Origin of the sequence: Streptomyces sp. NPDC047853 (genome assembly GCF_043204535.1) — a bacterium.
Taxonomy (GTDB): domain Bacteria; phylum Actinomycetota; class Actinomycetes; order Streptomycetales; family Streptomycetaceae; genus Streptomyces.
Genome location: NZ_JBIDCI010000009.1, coordinates 14288 through 29616 on the forward strand (window position 1 = coordinate 14288; position 15329 = coordinate 29616).

At 72.5% G+C, this 15329-nt stretch carries 14 protein-coding genes and 1 pseudogene; 11 read left to right on the plus strand and 4 right to left on the minus strand.

The features are described 5' to 3' along the window. The first annotated feature begins 242 nt into the window (after positions 1-242). The 4 genes and pseudogenes from ACGF5T_RS18295 to ACGF5T_RS18310 all read left to right on the plus strand — a co-directional run bounded on the left by ACGF5T_RS18295 (position 243) and on the right by ACGF5T_RS18310 (position 2837). Positions 243-569: a TraR/DksA C4-type zinc finger protein gene (locus tag ACGF5T_RS18295; RefSeq protein ID WP_356607321.1), complete on the plus strand. Its 327-nt coding sequence runs from the start codon at positions 243-245 to the stop codon at positions 567-569. A 46-nt stretch (positions 570-615) separates the two neighbouring features. Continuing rightward, positions 616-987, plus strand: coding sequence for a TraR/DksA C4-type zinc finger protein (locus ACGF5T_RS18300; protein WP_361009498.1), 372 nt, complete (start codon positions 616-618; stop codon positions 985-987). Then, positions 984-1801, plus strand: a pseudogene (locus ACGF5T_RS18305) (hypothetical protein). The gene ACGF5T_RS18300 and the pseudogene ACGF5T_RS18305 overlap by 4 nt, the downstream one beginning before the upstream one ends. A 391-nt stretch (positions 1802-2192) precedes the next feature. Next, entirely contained in the window at positions 2193-2837 is a 645-nt protein-coding gene (locus tag ACGF5T_RS18310; protein ID WP_366766415.1) for a hypothetical protein, read from the plus strand. Between the two features lie 6 nt (positions 2838-2843). Here ACGF5T_RS18310 and ACGF5T_RS18315 read toward each other — a convergent pair whose 3' ends face one another. Beyond that, positions 2844-3632: a hypothetical protein gene (locus tag ACGF5T_RS18315; RefSeq protein ID WP_356607313.1), complete on the minus strand. Its 789-nt coding sequence runs from the start codon at positions 3630-3632 to the stop codon at positions 2844-2846. A 163-nt stretch (positions 3633-3795) separates the two neighbouring features. Then, positions 3796-5490, minus strand: coding sequence for a PucR family transcriptional regulator ligand-binding domain-containing protein (locus ACGF5T_RS18320; protein ID WP_361009505.1), 1695 nt, complete (start codon positions 5488-5490; stop codon positions 3796-3798). A 299-nt stretch (positions 5491-5789) separates the two neighbouring features. Here ACGF5T_RS18320 and ACGF5T_RS18325 point away from each other — a divergent pair, with 299 nt between their 5' ends. The 5 genes from ACGF5T_RS18325 to ACGF5T_RS18345 all read left to right on the plus strand — a co-directional run bounded on the left by ACGF5T_RS18325 (position 5790) and on the right by ACGF5T_RS18345 (position 12541). Then, entirely contained in the window at positions 5790-6680 is an 891-nt protein-coding gene (locus ACGF5T_RS18325) for a xanthine dehydrogenase family protein subunit M (RefSeq protein ID WP_366766414.1), read from the plus strand. Beyond that, a complete protein-coding gene (locus tag ACGF5T_RS18330) occupies positions 6680-7273 on the plus strand; it encodes a (2Fe-2S)-binding protein (protein WP_366766413.1) in 594 nt (197 codons plus the stop codon). The genes ACGF5T_RS18325 and ACGF5T_RS18330 overlap by 1 nt, the downstream gene beginning before the upstream one ends. A gap of 2 nt (positions 7274-7275) precedes the next feature. Then, the gene (locus tag ACGF5T_RS18335; RefSeq protein WP_366766412.1) at positions 7276-9660 is read left to right on the plus strand and encodes a molybdopterin cofactor-binding domain-containing protein; all 2385 of its coding nucleotides are present in this window, start codon (positions 7276-7278) and stop codon (positions 9658-9660) included. Positions 9661-9881: 221 nt separating this feature from the next. Next, positions 9882-11339 carry an NCS2 family permease gene (locus ACGF5T_RS18340; RefSeq protein WP_361009511.1) on the plus strand — a complete coding sequence of 486 codons (1458 nt, stop codon included), beginning with the start codon at positions 9882-9884 and terminating at the stop codon, positions 11337-11339. Between the two features lie 50 nt (positions 11340-11389). Next, positions 11390-12541, plus strand: a complete 1152-nt coding sequence (locus ACGF5T_RS18345; protein ID WP_366766410.1) for an XdhC/CoxI family protein — start codon at positions 11390-11392, stop codon at positions 12539-12541. Between the two features lie 30 nt (positions 12542-12571). Here the strand turns inward: ACGF5T_RS18345 and ACGF5T_RS18350 are convergent, their stop codons facing one another. Both ACGF5T_RS18350 and ACGF5T_RS18355 read right to left on the minus strand, forming a co-directional pair. Continuing rightward, positions 12572-13138: a hypothetical protein gene (locus tag ACGF5T_RS18350; RefSeq protein ID WP_366766409.1), complete on the minus strand. Its 567-nt coding sequence runs from the start codon at positions 13136-13138 to the stop codon at positions 12572-12574. Between the two features lie 158 nt (positions 13139-13296). Further along, a complete protein-coding gene (locus tag ACGF5T_RS18355) occupies positions 13297-13734 on the minus strand; it encodes an ATP-binding protein (protein WP_366766408.1) in 438 nt (145 codons plus the stop codon). A gap of 135 nt (positions 13735-13869) precedes the next feature. Here ACGF5T_RS18355 and ACGF5T_RS18360 point away from each other — a divergent pair, with 135 nt between their 5' ends. Together ACGF5T_RS18360 and ACGF5T_RS18365 are read left to right on the plus strand one after the other, a co-directional pair. Further along, positions 13870-14664, plus strand: coding sequence for a GntR family transcriptional regulator (locus ACGF5T_RS18360; RefSeq protein WP_366766407.1), 795 nt, complete (start codon positions 13870-13872; stop codon positions 14662-14664). Next, positions 14661-15326, plus strand: a complete 666-nt coding sequence (locus ACGF5T_RS18365) for a YdcF family protein (protein WP_361009526.1) — start codon at positions 14661-14663, stop codon at positions 15324-15326. The genes ACGF5T_RS18360 and ACGF5T_RS18365 overlap by 4 nt, the downstream gene beginning before the upstream one ends. Positions 15327-15329 lie beyond the last annotated feature (3 nt).

A 15329-nucleotide genomic window follows, 5' to 3' on the forward strand; every position in this document is an offset into this window, starting at 1 on the left:
CCCCCATTTCCGTGCCGCGGCACACCCATCCGGGCGCCCTCGGGCACCGCCGTGTGGATGCCCGGGCCCCGCGCAAATGGGGCCCGCGCCCGATGGGTTTCCCCCGCCGGCCCGGCCAGGCTGGACGGTGACCGGGCCCGATCGGCCCGGCGTCCGCCGTACCCGCAGAGCCTTCCGGACCCTTCCGGACCCATCCAGACCCTTCCGGACCCTTCCAGACCCTTCCGAGATGAGGACGCACCGTGTCGCTCGACGCCCCCCGCACCGAACCCCGCCCCGAGCGGCTGACCGCTCACGAGGCACGCCAGCGCCTCGAACACGCGCGCAGCACCCGGCTGACCCAGCTCCAGGCCCTCGGTGAGGGCGGCCAGGCGGACGACCAGCTGATGGCCGCGCAGAAGGACGCCATCGAGCGGGTGCTCAAGGAGATCGACGCGGCCTTCGCGCGGATCGACGGCGGCAGCTACGGCACCTGCCTGGGCTGCGGCAAGCCCGTCCCGGGGGAGCGGCTGGAGATCCTCCCCTACACGCGGTACTGCGTCGCCTGCCAGCGCCGCGCCGCCGCCTGACCACCGTCCGTCCGGCTCTCGTCTCCCGCCCTGCCCGAGGGGTGAAGTGGTGAACCATCCGATCATCGACGACCACGAGGCGCGTCTGTCGCCCGAAGACCTGGCGGCGCTCCGGGACAGCCTCCGCGAGCAGCGGCTGTTCCGCGAGGAGCAACTGCGGCAGATCGCGACCGTGCCGGCCCACGCCGAGGAGGCGCACCGGCGGCGGTCCGCCGCGCAGACCGAGGTACGGGTCGAGTTGGCCGCCTCGGCGCGCATGGTCCTCGCCGACGTGGAAGCGGCGCTCGACCGCATGGCGAGGGGCCGCTACGGCTCCTGCCACCTGTGCCGGCGCCCCGTCGACCGCGCGCGCCTGCTGATCGTGCCGCAGGCCCGCTACTGCGCACGCTGCCAGCAGGTGCGGGAGGCCGGCCGATGACCGCCGTCCGTCTGCCCGCCGAATCCCGGCGCCTGCCGTGGCCGCTGTCCCGGCACCGCTGCGGCGTCGCCCTCGACATCGGCAGCGCCCGGACCCGCGCCTGGGTCGCCGGGCGGGGACTGGTCCTCGACGTGCCGACGGTGACGTTCGCGGGCGCCGGGGCGGTCTACCCCGTCCAGCGCGGCCGCATCGTCGACACCGAGGGCGCGGCGCGCATGCTCGGCCGGCTCCTCGCCCACCGGCTGCCGCGTTTCGCCCGCCCGCTGGTCGTGGTGACCGCGCCGGTGCTGGACGGGTACGCCTACCGCACCCAGGCCCGCACGGCGGTGCAGGTGCTGCGGCCCCGGGGGGGCTGACCGTCCCGAGCGCGCGGGCGGTCGCCCTCGCGGCGGGCGCGGACCTGTCCCGGCCGCTGCTCGTGGTGGACATCGGCGCCCGCCTCACCGAGGTGGTGCTGCTGGCCGACGGTGCCGTCTTCGACGCGCGGCGCGCCGCACTGGGCACGGGGGACCTCGACGACGCGACCGGGCCGGCGGCGATCGGCGAGGCGGTCGCCGGCATGGCGACCTCGATGCTGCGGCAGGACCGCACCTCCCTCACCGTCGAGGCCCTGGGCCGGGGTCCGCTGCTGGCGGGCGGCGGCGCCCTGCGTCCCGAGATCACCTGCCGTCTCGCCGACGTGCTGCACACCCCGCTGAGCGCCGTACCGGCCCCGCACACGGCCGCCGTCCGCGGTGCCGCCCAGCTCCTGGCGGCCGCGGACTCCCACCCGCCCGTCACGGGCACGGACCCTCCGGCCGGCCCTCCACGCTGACCGCGCCCGCCCGGTCCACCCGGCCCACCCGCGTACCCGGCGCGGCGGGCCGTCACCTCACCCGACCCGAATCCCGCACGATGCGTACGGCCGCGGACCGGCCCCCTACGGCGCCCGCACGCGCGGTCGGCCCAGTGCCGGTGACTCGGCCGGGCGCGATCCCGTCCGAGTGGACCCCCGTCGTCGAAGCCGTCCCTCGTGAAAGCCGTCCGTCGTCGAAACCGTCCGCCGTCGAAACCGTCCGTCGTCGAAACCGTCCGTCGTCGAAACCGTCCGTCGTCGAGACCGTCCGTCGTCGAAACCGGTCCGCAGTCGGAGCCGTCCGTCGTCCGTCGTCGACGCCGGCCCGGCGCCGACGGCCCCGCCGACCGATCCCGGAAGGAGGCGCACCGTGGCCGGTGAGACACCCCGGGCACAGCCACCGCCCCTCGATCCCGCCCCCGCTGCCGGCCGGCACCCGCACCTGGTGCTGTGGCGATGGCGGCGCAACACCCTGCGGCGCCGTACCGACCGCCTGCACGCCTGGATCGCCCTGGGTCTGCTGCTGGCCGTCCTGGCGGCGGCCCCCGCGGCGATGTTCGCGGCCGGCGACGCGGCCCACCGCCACTACCGCGCCCTCGCCGAGCACCAGGCCCGGACCCGCGACCACCGCCCCGCCGTCCTCGTCCACGACGCCCCGCGCCATCCGGAACCGGGCTCGGCGGAGGCGAAGAGGACCCGGTACCCGGTCGAGGTGCGCTACACCGGCCCGGACGGGGCCGTCCGGACCGCGGAGACGGACGTCGAACCGGGACTCCCCGCGGACAGCACCGTCCTCGTCTGGGTCGACGCGGCGGGAGGGCTCACCGGACCGCCGCTGACCGGGGACCAGGTCCGCAGCCGCGCGACGGGCTGGGCGATCCTCGCCTTCCTGGGCGTGGCCCTCACCGGCCTCGCCGCCCACGGTGCCACCGGCGTGCTGCTGCACCGGATCAACCTCGCGCACTGGGACGCCGCCTGGGCCGTCACCGAACCGCGCTGTAGCAGGGCCCCCTGAGCACGCTCACGCGGTCGCCGCGCCCGCGGCCGGCGGTGCCAGGTGCCGCGCCAGCCAGGTCGGCACCCCGCCGAGCAGCCGGACCAGGCGCCGGGCCTCCTCCCGCAACCGGGACGCCTCCGGTTCCGACTCGGCGTCCGCCAGCGAGACCAGCGCGGGAGCCGTGCCCACCAGGTAGCCCAGTTCCTCGCGGATGCGCAGCGACTCGGCGAAGCCGTGCCGGGCCTCGGCCATCTCCCCCTCGCGCAGGGCGAGTCCGGCCAGATGCCGCCAGGTGGCGGACTGCAACAGCGGGTCGCCCTGCGCGGTGGCGCCGGCGTGGGCGCGCCGGTACGCCGCCTTGGCGGCCTGCGGCGACCGGGTCAGGTTCTCCGCGAGCAGCCCCCGCCGGAAGTCCAGCAGCGCCCGCCCCCCGGCGCCCGGCGCGATCAGCGCCGCCGCCCGGCCCAGCGCGGCCCGCGCCTCGTCGGACCGGTCGCGCACCCCGTGCACCGTGGCGGCGTAGGCGAGTTGCCCGCGTTCACAGGCGGCGGCCCCCCGCTCGTCGTCGCTGTCGGCCAGCGCCTCGGCGGTGCGCAGCGCGTCCTCGGCGTCCGCCCAGCCCTGCTCCGTGTACAGGCACCGCTCCACCAGCAGCGCGGTCCGCTGCAACGCGGTGGCCGCGGAGACCGGCTCCAGCAGGGCCGCCGCGTCGGACCAACAGGCGCGCGAACGCAACCGCCACACGGCGGTCTGGAGCGGATCGTCACCCTCGGTCGTTCCCCAACCAGAACCAGCCATGGCGGAATGCGCCACGTTGCCCTCCCCTTGGCACGCCATCGAGCTCTCGAAGTGGTGGCCGCATCTCAGCACGGATCCGGCGGCCCGGCCAAGGGGATGGGTGAAACTTTTCACAAAGTCGTGGGACTTGACCGCCCGGAGGTTTGGGACCGTTCCGGGCGGTGTCGTGTCCCGCGGCTCAGCTCATCCGCAACGCGAGGAAGAAATCGAGCTTGTCCTCCAGGCGCGACAGATCACGTCCCGTCAACTGCTCGATCCGTCCGACGCGGTAGCGCAACGTGTTGACGTGCAGGTGGAGCCGGGTGGCGCAGCGCGTCCAGGAGCCGTCGCTGGCGAGGAAGGCCTCCAGGGTCGGGATCAGCTCGGCGCGGTGGCGGCGGTCGTAGTCACGCAGCGGGTCCAGCAGCCGGGCGGTGAAGGCCCGGCGCACGTCGTCGGGGACGAAGGGGAGGAGCAGGACGTGCGAGGCCAGCTCCTGGTGGCCGGCCGCGCAGACCCGGCCGGGGCGCGCCGCGGCGACCCGCCGCGCGTGCCGCGCCTCCTCCAGCGCGCCGCGCAGCCCCTCCGCCGAGTGCACGGCCGCGCTGACGCCGAGCGTGACCCGCCCGTCGCCGTCCAGCCCCGCCGACAGCGGTTCCCGCACGGCCTCCAGGAGCACGTCCGCGAGGATGCCGGTCTCGGAGCCGTCGTGCTCGGCGGAGACCGCCGGCAGCGGCACGAGAGCGACGGCCTCGTCGCCGGTGTGGGCCACGGCGATGCGGTCGGAGTGCTCGGGCCCCGTGGCGAGCGGGTCGACGAGGATCTCCTCCAGCAGGGTCTGGGCGACCGGCCCGGTCGCGGAGCCGTCGTCCTCCCACTCCACCCGGGCGACCACGACCTGCCAGTGCGGGGCCGCGCCGAGGCCCGGCAGCAGCACCGGCGCCGCGACCCGCAGCCGGGCCGCGATCTCGGCGGGCGCGGCGCCCGTCTGCACCAGCTCCAGGACCTCCTGCGCGAGCCGCCTGCGGACCGTGCGCGCCGCGTCCCGCCGGTCGCGCTCGACGGCGATGAGCTGCGTGACGCCGTACAGCAGGTCGAGCCGCTCCTCGGCCCAGTCCCCGGCGTCCGCCTCCACCACCAGCAGCCAGTCGGACAGCACCGTCTCGCGCACGTCCCGCGCGGCCTGCGGTACGCGCGCCGCGCCCGGCGTGCGGTGCCCCGCGGCGCGCACCGGGAAGAGGCTGTACGTCGTCGGGCCCAGGGGCACCCGGTGCGGTGCCCGCCGGCCCGTCCGGGTGGCGGCCAGATGCTCCGCCGCGAGCTTCGCGCACACCTCGGCGGGCAGCGCGGGACCCGCGTCCTTGGGGCCCGCGACCGGCCGCCCGGTCGGGGAGAGCACCCAGGCCCGCAGGTCCAGGTCCGTGCCGAGCAGGTCGAGGACGACGTCGGGGCCGCCGCCCGCGGGGCCCGAGGTCATCATCCGGCGGTGCCGGTCGACCACGGCCGCGAGGTCCCCGGCCCGCTCCCCGGAGACCTGCCGGACCACGTGCTCGGTGATGGTCGCGAAGGCCACCGACTCGTTCACCGCGAACAGCGGCAACCGGTGCCGCACGCACGCCGCCAGCAGGTCCTCCGGGACGCTGCCCAGCTCCGCCTCGCCGGCGGCGAGCGCGGCCACGCCGGACTGCACGAGGAGGCGGACGAACGGCTCGGAGTCGGCGGCGTCCCGGCGCCAGGCCAGGCCGGTGAGGACCAGCTCGCCGCCGGAGAGGTAGCGGCTGGGGTCCCGCAGGTCGGTGGTCATCACGCCCCGGACGGAGCGGTCCAGCTCGTCCTCGCCGCCGAGCAGCCTGAGGCCCAGCGCGTCGGTGTCCAGCAGTGCGCGCAGCCGCATTCTCGTCGCCGCCGTTCTTTGTCTCGAAGTGTTCCAGGTCACGCGGCTGTGTCGCCCGATTTCCGGAGGGACCAGAGGAATGTAGGGAGGTTGGTGAGGACCTCCTTTCATACGAATCTACAAGATGCCTGGGCTGGCCAGCCAACTCCTTCATGGTTTCTGCGACTGACCCTGGTGGAGCACCGGGCGGTGTACTGAGGCCACTCCACGTGAACAGCACATGAACGAGCCTGGCCCGCCGCACACGGATTGGCTCAATCTGCACGACCACCAGACGAAGACGAAGAAGAGAGCCGGTCATGGACTTCCTTCGCCCCGCCAGCTGGGAGGAGGCGCTCGCCGCGAAGGCCGAGCACCCCACCGCTGTGCCGATTGCGGGTGGCACCGACGTGATGGTCGAGATCAACTTCGACCACCGCAGGCCCGAGTACCTGATGGACCTGAACCGCATCGGCGACCTCTGCGAGTGGGAGGTCGGCGAGGACTCCGTGCGGCTCGGCGCCTCCGTCCCGTACACCCGGATCATGGACGCCCTCCGCACCGAACTCCCCGGACTCGCCCTCGCCTCGCACACGGTCGCCTCCCCGCAGATCCGTAACCGCGGCGGCGTGGGCGGCAACCTCGGCACCGCCTCCCCGGCCGGCGACGCGCACCCCGCGCTGCTCGCCGCCGGGGGGGAGGTCGAGGTCGAGTCGGTGCGCGGCAAGCGCCTCATCCCGATCGACGAGTTCTACAAGGGCGTCAAGCGCAACGCGCTGGAGCCCGACGAGCTGATCCGCGCCGTGCACGTCCAGAAGGCCGACGGCCCGCAGCAGTTCTCCAAGGTCGGCACCCGCAACGCCATGGTCATCGCCGTGTGCGCCTTCGGACTGGCCCTGCACCCCGAGACCCGCACGGTCCGCACCGGCATCGGCTCGGCGGCCCCCACGCCCGTACGGGCGAAGGCCGCGGAGGACTTCCTGAACGCCGCGCTCGAGGAGGGCGGCTTCTGGGACAACGGCAAGATCATCACCCCGTCGGTCGCCAAGCAGTTCGCGGACCTGTGCTCGGCCGCCTGCAACCCGATCGACGACGTCCGGGGCACCGCGAGCTACCGCCGCCACGCGGTCGGCGTCATGGCCCGCCGGACGCTCACCTGGACCTGGGAGTCGTACCGCGGCGCCCGCCACACCACGGAGGGAGCCGCGTAATGCGCGTCAACTTCACTGTCAACGGACGTCCGCAGGAAGCCGACGACGTGTGGGAGGGCGAGTCCCTCCTCTACGTCCTGCGCGAGCGGCTCGGCCTGCCCGGTTCCAAGAACGCCTGCGAGCAGGGCGAGTGCGGCTCCTGCACGGTCCGCCTGGACGGCGTCCCGGTCTGTTCCTGTCTGGTCGCGGCCGGTCAGGCGCAGGGCCGTGAGATCGTCACGGTCGAGGGACTGGCCGACTTCGCCCAGCAGCGCGCCGAGGGCTGCGCGAGCGGCGCCTGCGGCGGCGGTGACGAGGGCACCTCGCTCGACGAGGCCAAGCGCTGGCAGGCCGCGGGCACCGACTCGCAGACCGGCGAGGGCACCGAACTCGCGCCCATCCAGCAGGCGTTCATCGACGCCGGCGCCGTCCAGTGCGGCTTCTGCACGCCCGGCCTGCTGGTCGCCGCCGACGAGATGCTGGAGCGCAACCCCAACCCGACCGACGCGGACATCCGCGAGGCGCTGTCGGGCAACCTGTGCCGCTGCACGGGCTACGAGAAGATCATGGACGCGGTCCGGCTGGCCGCGGCCCGCCAGTCCGAGGGGGTCTGAGCATGGCTGCCAACGGCGCACCCACCAAAATCACCCAGGTTTCGAAGACCAAGGGCGGGATCGGCGAGTCGACGCTCCGCCCGGACGGCACCCTCAAGGTCACCGGCGAGTTCGCCTACTCGTCCGACATGTGGCACGAGGACATGCTCTGGGGCCAGATCCTGCGCTCCCCGGTCGCCCACGCCGAGATCGTCTCCATCGACACGGGCGAGGCCCTCGCCATGGCCGGCGTCTACGCCGTCATGACCTACGACGACCTCCCCACCGAGATCCGCACCTACGGCCTGGAGATCCAGGACACCCCGGTCCTCGCGCACGGCAAGGTCCGCCACCACGGCGAGCCGGTCGCCATCGTCGCCGCCGACCACCCGGAGACCGCGCGCCGCGCCGCCGCCAAGATCAAGGTGGAGTACCGGGAGCTGCCCGTCATCACCGACGAGGCCTCCGCGACCGCCCCGGACGCGATCCTCGTCCACGAGAACCGCGACGACCACCACATCGGCCACGTCCCGCACCCCAACATCGTGCACCGCCAGCCGATCGTGCGCGGCGACGCCGACGCGGCCGCCGAGCGGGCCGACGTGATCGTCAAGGGCCAGTACTACTTCGGCATGCAGGACCAGGCCTTCCTCGGCCCCGAGTCCGGCCTCGCCGTGCCCTCCGAGGACGGCGGCGTCGAGCTGTACGTCGCCACCCAGTGGCTGCACTCCGACCTGAAGCAGATCGCCCCGGTGCTCGGCCTGCCCGAGGACAAGGTGCGCATGACGCTGTCCGGCGTCGGCGGCGCGTTCGGCGGCCGCGAGGACCTGTCGATGCAGATCCACGCCTGTCTGCTGGCGATGCGCACCGGCAAGCCCGTCAAGATCGTCTACAACCGCTTCGAGTCCTTCTTCGGCCACGTGCACCGCCACCCCGCGCGGCTGTACTACGAGCACGGCGCCACCAAGGACGGCAAGCTCACCCACATGAAGTGCCGGATCGTCCTGGACGGCGGCGCCTACGCGTCCGCCTCCCCGGCGGTCGTCGGCAACGCCTCCTCGCTGTCGGTCGGCCCGTACGTCATCGACGACGTGGACATCGAGGCCATCGCCCTCTACAGCAACAACCCGCCCTGCGGCGCCATGCGCGGCTTCGGCGCGGTCCAGGCGTGCTTCGCCTACGAGGCGCAGATGGACAAGGTGGCCAAGGAACTCGGCATGGACCCGGTGGAGTTCCGCCGGATCAACGCCATGGAGCAGGGCACGATCATGCCGACCGGCCAGCCGGTCGACTCGCCCGCCCCGGTCGCCGAACTCCTGCGCCGCGTCAAGGCGATGCCGATGCCTCCCGAGCGCCAGTGGGAGTCCAGCGAGGGCTCCGACGTGCGCCAGCTGCCGGGCGGCCTGTCCAACACCACGCACGGCGAGGGCGTCGTCCGGGGCGTCGGCTACGCGGTCGGCATCAAGAACGTCGGCTTCTCCGAGGGCTTCGACGACTACTCCACCGCCAAGGTGCGCATGGAGGTCGTGGGCGGCGAGCCCGTCGCCACGGTCCACACCGCCATGGCGGAGGTCGGCCAGGGCGGCGTCACCGTCCACGCGCAGATCGCCCGCACCGAGCTGGGCGTCACGCAGGTGACCATCCACCCGGCCGACACGCAGGTCGGCTCGGCCGGTTCGACCTCGGCCTCCCGGCAGACGTACGTCACCGGCGGCGCCGTGAAGAACGCCTGCGAGCTGGTCCGCGAGAAGGTCCTGGAGATCGGCCGGCGCAAGTTCGGCTCCTACCACCCGGCCTGGGCCACCGCCGAGCTGCTCCTGGAGGGCGGCAAGGTCGTCACCGACGGCGGCGAGGTCCTCGGCGACCTGGTCGACGTCCTGGAGGGCGAGGCGGTCGAGGTCGAGGAGGAGTGGCGGCACCGGCCCACCGAGGCCTTCGACCTGCGCACCGGCCAGGGCAACGGCCACGTCCAGTACTCCTTCGCCGCACACCGCGCCGTCGTCGAGGTCGACACCGAGCTGGGCCTGGTCAAGGTCGTCGAGCTGGCGTGCGCCCAGGACGTCGGCAAGGCGCTCAACCCGCTCTCCGTGGTCGGCCAGATCCAGGGCGGCACCCTCCAGGGCATGGGCATCGCGGTGATGGAGGAGATCGTCGTCGACCCCAAGACCGCCAAGGTCAGGAACCCGTCCTTCACGGACTACCTGCTGCCCACCATCCTCGACACGCCGACCATCCCCGTCGACGTGCTCGAACTCGCCGACGACCACGCGCCGTACGGGCTGCGCGGCATCGGCGAGGCCCCCACCCTGTCGTCCACCCCGGCGGTCCTCGCGGCCATCCGGAACGCGACCGGGCTGACGCTCGACCGCACGCCCGTACGTCCGGAGCACCTCACCGGCAAGGCGTGAGCCGACCCTCCGGGCGGCGCACGGAACGTCACACACTCCGCGCCGCCCGGAGCACACCCCGGGTCCCGCTCCGCTCGCGGGCCCCGCAGCACCACCACGCACGCGTCCCACCACCCATGCGTTCGTCTCGGGCCGTCCCCCGGGTCGTGCACATCCCAAATCCCCGCGGCCGCCCCAGCGGACTCGCGCGGGTGCCCCTTTGAACCTTGGGAGACGGCCCCATGACCCAGCAGTCCGTGGAGCCCAGGACCACCGCCGAGGAGGCGGGAGCGGGTTCCCGCGTCCCCGCCGGCAGGTCCTGGCTCGACCGGTACTTCCACATATCCCACCGGGGATCGACGGTCGCGCGTGAGGTGCGCGGCGGCATCACCACCTTCATGGCGATGGCCTACATCGTCCTGCTCAACCCCGTGATCCTGTCCGGCAAGGACGCCGCGGGGGACACCCTCGGCCAGAAGGCCCTGATCACCGCGACGGCGTTCGCGGCGGCGCTCACCACGCTCCTGATGGGCTTCGTCGGCAAGGTGCCGCTCGCCCTGGCCGCCGGGCTCTCGGTGTCCGGCGTGATCGCCGGGCAGGTCGTACCGCAGATGACCTGGCCGCAGGCCATGGGCATGTGCGTGATGTACGGCGTGGTGATCATGCTCCTCGTGGTCACCGGGCTGCGCGAGATGATCATGAACGCGATCCCGCTCGCCCTGAAGCACGGCATCACCATGGGCATCGGCCTGTTCATCGCGATCATCGGCCTGGTGAAGGGCGGCTTCGTCCACGCGGGCGAGGCGACCCCGCTGACCCTCGGCCCCGCCGGTGAACTCGCCGGCTGGCCCGTCCTGCTCTTCGCGGGCACCCTGCTCCTGATCTTCATGCTCCAGGCGCGCAACACCCCCGGCGCTATCCTGATCGGCATCGTCGCCGGCACCGTCGTCGCCTCCGTGCTGAACGCCACCGGGGTCATCGATCCCAAGCAGTGGGCCAACGGCGCCCCCGAGCTGCACGGCAGTGCGGTCTCCATGCCGGACTTCTCGCTCTTCGGCGAGCTGGAGTTCGGCGGCTGGGGCGAGGTCGGCGCGATGACGGTCGGCATGATCGTCTTCACCCTGGTGCTGGCCGGGTTCTTCGACGCGATGGCCACCATCATCGGCGTCGGCACCGAGGCCAAGCTCGCCGACGACAAGGGCCGCATGCCGGGCCTGTCCAAGGCGCTGTTCATCGACGGCGCGGGCGGTGCCATCGGCGGCGTGGCGGGCGGCTCCGGCCAGACCGTCTTCGTCGAGTCCGCGACCGGCGTCGGCGAGGGCGCCCGCACGGGCCTCGCCTCGGTCGTCACCGGCCTGTTCTTCGCGGCCTGCCTGTTCTTCACGCCGATCACCGCGATCGTGCCCCAGGAGGTCGCCTCGGCCGCCCTGGTGGTCATCGGCGCGATGATGATGATGAACGCCCGGCACGTGGACTGGGCCGACCGGGCCACCGCGATCCCGGTCTTCCTGACCGTCGTCCTGATGCCGTTCACGTACTCCATCACGGCGGGCGTCGCGGCCGGTGTGATCTCCTACGTCGCCATCAAGGTCGCCCAGGGCAAGGCCCGGGAGATCGGCGTCTTCATGTGGGCCCTGACGGTGATCTTCGTCGTCTACTTCGCCCTCAACCCGATCGAGAGCTGGCTGGGCGTGCACTAGCCGCCGCACCGGGAACCCGTCCTCCACCACTCGTCCTAGGAGACCGACAGATGCTGGACATTGCCGAAGAGCTGGACCGGTGGGTCGAGCAGGGACGCGACGTCGCCGTGGCCACCGTGGTGGCCGTCGGCGGCAGCGCACCCCGCCAGCCCGGCGCCGCCCTCGCGGTGGACGCCGACGGCACGGTGATCGGCTCGGTGTCCGGCGGCTGCGTGGAGGGGGCCGTGTACGAGTTGTGCCGGCAGGCGCTGGAGGACGGCGAAACCGTGCTCGAACGCTTCGGCTACAGCGACGAGGACGCCTTCGCCGTGGGGCTGACCTGCGGCGGTGTCATCGACATCCTGGTCACACCGGTACGGGCGGCCGATCCCGCCCGCCCGGTGTACGCCGCCGCGCTCGCCGCCGCCGCGCGGGGGGAGGCGGCGGCGGTGGCACGGATCGTGAGCGGCCCGGCGGAACTGACCGGCCGCGCCCTCCTCGTCCATCCCGACGGCTCGCACGAGGGCGGTTTCGGCGCCCACCCCGAGCTGGACCGCACGGTGGCCGCCGAGGCCGGCGCCTTCCTGGACAACGGGCGCACCGGCACCCTGGAGATCGGAGAGCAGGGCTCGCTTTGCGGAGCACCGCTCACGCTGCTGATCGAGTCCTCGGTGCCGGCACCCCGCATGATCGTCTTCGGTGCGATCGACTTCGCCTCCGCGCTGGTCCGGGCCGGCAAGTTCCTCGGCTACCACGTGACGGTGTGCGACGCGCGCCCCGTCTTCGCCACGGCCGTCCGCTTCCCCGATGCGGACGAGATCGTCGTCGAGTGGCCGCACGAGTACCTGGCCCGCACCGACGTGGACGCGCGGACGGTGCTGTGTGTGCTGACCCACGACGCCAAGTTCGACGTACCCCTGCTGCGGCTCGCCCTGCGCCAGCCGGTGGCGTACGTCGGCGCGATGGGCTCCCGCCGCACCCACCTGGAACGCAACGCCCGGCTGCGCGAGGTCGGCGTGAGCGACCTGGAGCTGAACCGCCTCAGGTCACCCATCGGCCTCGACCTCGGCGCCCGCACCCCCGAGGAGACGGCCCTCTCCATCGCCGCCGAGATCATCGCGACCCGCCGCGGCGGCACCGGCGCCTCCCTGACCGGCGCCCACACCCCGATCCACCACGACGGCCCGTCGTCTCCGACGGGAAGGATCGGCTCGGTGGCCTGACCGGCGCCGACCGTTCACGCCAGAGACCACTCAGCCGGTCTGCCTGTCTTTCGCTTCGCATGGTGCGGGTGACAGGTCAGCGGCCGGGGGGAAGCCCAGCTTGTCGAGCAATGTGCTGAAGAGGTCCTCCACGGACGACTCGTGTGAGCGAAGCAGCTCTTCGACCCTGACAGGAGGTGGGGGCGCCACGGGAAGGCCGGCGGTTGCGGCCCAGGCAACCGCGCCTTCGGCATCAGCGGGAATCTCCGCCTCGATCTCCGCGCGCTGATGTCCGACCGCTTTGTGGAATGCCGGTGTGTCCAGCCAAAGGAGCTGATCCTCGAGATCTTCGGGCTCCTCGGCTCGAAGCCTGGCGGCTACGTCCGGATTCAGCCACGCCTGCCAGCGCCGACCGGTGACGTCGAGCCCGGTCACGAGAGCGACGTCGCTGTCGTTGATCTGGGCGACACAGGCCGGTGCTCCGCTCCACTCGACCAGTCCGGGCAGGGCGCTGTCGTCCCATGTCCCGAAGTCGAACTGGAGCGTCTGCCAGCCGCCCGGCCGTGCCTCCCAGGTGACCACGGTGGCCTTGCGGCCGTGGTCGAGGCTGTCGAACACCGGAGCTTGCAACAGAGGCCGATCACTGCGAGCGAAGACGAGGTCACCCGAGAATCCCACGACAGTTCCCCCTTGTGGATGTTGGACGCACCTTATGGGCTGCCGCTGACAACGGAGCATGCCTGGCGACCGCTTGCGGCCGGCCCGGACGCCCACTCTCAAGTCGGCCAGGCATCGGCGACCACGAACGAGACGACCGTGCCGCCGAGGTGACCGGGGCCGGAGTGCCAGGAGTCCGCGAGTGAGTCGACGAGCTGGAGCCCTCGCCCGTGGGTGTCGTGCGCGTCCGGGTGTCGCAGCCGTACGCCCGCGGGGAGCCCGGGGTTGTGGACCTCGACGCGCAGCGAGGTCCCGTCGCGGAACCACTCGACCCGCACCCGCCACGAATCCTCCGGCGTGCCGTGGCAGATGGCATTCGTGACCAGCTCGGAGATCAGCAGGACGCAGTCGTCGACCGAGCAGAGCGGCTCGTACGGGGCGATGAACTTCCGGAACCAGCGCCGGGCGCGGGGGACGGACTCGGGTTCCGGATGCAAGGCCATCGCTCCGAGCCTCGGCGAGTCCTCACAGGGATATCGGTCGATCGTGTACACCATGTGCGCTCGCTCCTCGCCGCCGCAGTTTGCAGTCCCAGGACTACAAGCTTCCGGACGTGATACTGGCGCACAGTCCCAGGACTGTCAACAGTCCCGAGACTGTGTTTCACTGACTGCTGTCGAGAGGAGGGCTGTATGGCGCCCAAGTGGCGAGAGCTCGCGGACCGGCTGGCCGGACAGATCCGAACGGGCCGGTACGCGCCCGGCGACCAGTTGCCGCAGATCAGGGAGCTCGTGGAAGCGGGCGAGGGTTCGAAGTCCACGGTCCATGCGGCCTACAAGGCGCTGGAAGCCGAAGGGCTGGTCACGTCGTCGCGGGGGCACGGCACGGTCGTTCGTGAGCAGGTTCCGCTCACGCGGCTCGGCATGGCGCGATACGACAAGGCGAAGTGGCGGGACGGCGGTGAAGTGGCGTTCATCGCGGACCGCACCGCCTCAGGACGGGCGTACAAGCGGAACGAGCAGACTCAGACCGTCACTCGCATGGCGGCGTCGGCTGTCGTCGCCGAGGTGCTCGGTCTGCCGGAGGGAGCCGAGGTCTACGCACGTGCCCGCGTGGTCAGGGAAGGCTCGCAGCCGACGCACGCGCTGACCAGCTACTACCGCCCCGAGCACGTGGAAGGGACCCGCCTCGTCGATCCGACGCCAGGCCCCGCCGGTCCGGGCGGGGGCTTTCGTGTCCTGTACGACGCCGGGTACGAGATCGACCACATGCGCGAGACGCTGTCGGCGCGCGTCCCCACGGCCGAGGAGGTCCGCCTCCTCCAGCTCGCGCCGGGTGAGTGGGTGGTGGAGCTGCACCGCACGACGTACACGGCCGACGGCACCGTGGTGGAATACGCGATCGGCGTGCATGCGGCGACGCGCTTCTCATGGACGTACGACTTCGAGGTTCCCGACTCGGCGAAACCTGGGGACGAGCGCAAGTGATCTCAGCACAGGCATGGGCCGATGCTCAACGGCTGTGGGACTTCCAGCTGATGGGTCACGAGCCGCGCCCCTGCTCCGTCGCGATCGGGTTGGGCAGTCATGACCTCGGCGTCGCGGAGACGACCGCCGATCTGTACCACCGGGGCATGATGCCGCTGATCGTCTTCACCGGAGCGACCAGCCGCACCACGCGCGACCGCATGCCACGCGGAGAGGCTGAGCACTACCGTGAGCGGGCAGTGGAGCTGGGGGTTCCGGCCAGTGCGATCCTCGTTGAGCCGCAGGCGCGGAACACGGGGGAGAACGTCACTCTCTCCCGTGCGCTGCTCGAAGAGCACGCGATCGACACGTCCTCCGTGCTCCTCGTCAGCAAGCCGTACGAGGAACGTCGCGCGTTCGCCACGGCCCGGAAACTGTGGCCGGGGGTGGATGTCACCAGCGCGTCGGCACCCGTGACCCTCTCCGCGTACGTCGACCGGATCCAGGACACACGGCTTGTCTTCGACATGCTCGTCGGTTCGCTGCAGCGCCTGCTGATCTATCCCGCGCAGGGCTTCATGATCACGCAAGACGTGCCGGACGGAGTCGTCCGCGCGTACGAACGGCTTGTGTCGAGTGGCTTCACGAGCCGCCTCGTACCGCGGGCGAGCGCAGGAAGCTGACCC